The sequence below is a fragment of the Phenylobacterium sp. genome (assembly GCF_035944335.1).
GTDB lineage: Bacteria > Pseudomonadota > Alphaproteobacteria > Caulobacterales > Caulobacteraceae > Phenylobacterium.
The window spans coordinates 1-1522 of the sequence record NZ_DASZBG010000056.1 but is presented as its reverse complement, the minus strand read 5'-3'; the positions used below and the strand labels follow the sequence as shown (position 1 = coordinate 1522).

Below are 1522 nucleotides of genomic sequence, written 5' to 3'. Positions count from 1 at the left end.
CGGGCCCGCGCCGCAGGCTGGACCGTGGGGCGGCGGCTTCGCGGGCGCCGGACAGAGCTATTCGCCGGCCGACGAGATCGCGGTCTCCTCCAGCGACCGAGCGGCCTTCGAGCAACTGCTGAAGGACGTGCAGTCCGCCTTTGGGCGCGAGGACTATGGCGCGCTGCGCGCCGTGACCACGCCGGAGGTGATGGGCTATCTCGCCGAGGAGCTCAGCGACAACGCCACCCATGGCCGCAAGAACGAGGTCTCCGCCGTGCGGCTGATCCGCTCCGACGTGTCGGAGGCCTGGCGCGAGGGCGACGCCGACTATGCGACCCTGGCGCTGAACTACGAAAGCATCGACGTCATGCGCGACCGCACGACCGGGGCGGTGCTGTCGGGCGATGCGAACAAGCCCACCTCGACCACCGAGCTCTGGACCTTCGTGCGCCATGCGGGCGGGCCCTGGAAGCTCTCGGCGATCCAGGAGACGTGAGGCAGCTTCAGGGCCGCCGGGGACCGGACGGGAGCTTGAACCTGATCGGGACCCGCACGATGTGGCCGGCGGAGGCTTTGTCGGCCGCAGCTTTCATCTTCACGAGCGGCGCCATTCGCAGCGCCGCCTCGCCGAAGCCGTAACCGGGCGGCTGTTCTGAGAGCAGGCTGCAGGCCTCGAGTCCTCCATCGGGCGTCATCGTGCAGGACAACAGGGCCGAGCCCTCGACGCCGAGCCGCTGCGCGCGCTCGGGGTAGTCGCGCGACATCTGTTCCGCCGGGCTGAGTTTGATGAAGCCGGAGTCCGGATCCAGGCTCACGCCGTGGGCGGCGGCTCGGAGAATCCACATGAACACGAGGACGGCGGCGCCAAATACCAGCAGAGCATTGAGGATGGTGGTGGCCCAGAATCGGATGGGCTCCTTGTCGCGCGAATAGGAAACGGCGCGGCCCCGGACGGCGCCGCGGCTGTAGGCGGTCCACAGCTGATAGGCCGAGAAGGCGACCATGAGGGCGAGGATGAGGAACGGGACGATGCTCAGCATGGGCTAAGCCGCATCCACCCCGCGCGCCGCCCAGGCCAGCACGAGCCAGCCCGCGAGGAAGGCGAGGCCGCCGAAGGGCGTGATCGCGCCGACGATGCGCGGGGCGCCCAACGCCAGCGCGAAGAGGCTGCCCGAGAACAGCAGCACGCCGGCCAGGAAGAACGGCGGCGCGAGGCGGGCGCGGGTCGCGCCCAGCTGGATCAGCGGCAGGCAGGCGAGCGTCGCCAGCACGTGGACGAAGCCGTACAGCGCCCCGGTGCGCAGCAGCTCCTGGCCCTGAGGATCGTTCAGGCCGTGGGCGGCGAAGGCGCCGGCCGCCACGCAGACGAAGCCGGCGAGGGCGGCAAGCGTCAGCCACAGGCGCATCAGCCGCAAATCCTCACCCGAACACCTGCGGCCGGCGGTCCTTCCAGGGCGCTTCCTTCTCCAGCTGGGCGGCGAGGCGGAAGAGGGTGGCCTCATCGGCGTATTTGGCGGTGAACATCATGCCGATGGGCAGA

General features: G+C 70.1%; 3 protein-coding genes. 1 reads left to right on the top strand and 2 read right to left on the bottom strand.

Features of this window, described 5'->3' with window-relative positions; genetic code table 11:
* Positions 1-478 (top strand): TIM44-like domain-containing protein (locus tag VGT80_RS10140; RefSeq protein ID WP_327455382.1); only part of this gene is annotated, 478 nt, incomplete at its 5' end.
* 7 nt (positions 479-485) lie between these two features.
* Here VGT80_RS10140 and VGT80_RS10135 read toward each other — a convergent pair.
* Complete coding sequence (locus tag VGT80_RS10135) at positions 486-1022, bottom strand: TonB family protein (protein ID WP_327455380.1); 537 nt, start codon at positions 1020-1022, stop codon at positions 486-488.
* Between the two features lie 3 nt (positions 1023-1025).
* Positions 1026-1388, bottom strand: coding sequence for a DUF423 domain-containing protein (locus VGT80_RS10130; protein ID WP_327455378.1), 363 nt, complete (start codon positions 1386-1388; stop codon positions 1026-1028).
* Positions 1389-1522 lie beyond the last annotated feature (134 nt).

Excerpts from the sequence above, each read along its gene's own strand:
- VGT80_RS10135 (WP_327455380.1), bottom strand. The coding sequence starts at position 1,022 with ATGCTGAGCATCGTCCCGTTCCTCATCCTCGCCCTCATGGTCGCCTTC.
- VGT80_RS10130 (WP_327455378.1), bottom strand. The coding sequence starts at position 1,388 with ATGCGCCTGTGGCTGACGCTTGCCGCCCTCGCCGGCTTCGTCTGCGTG.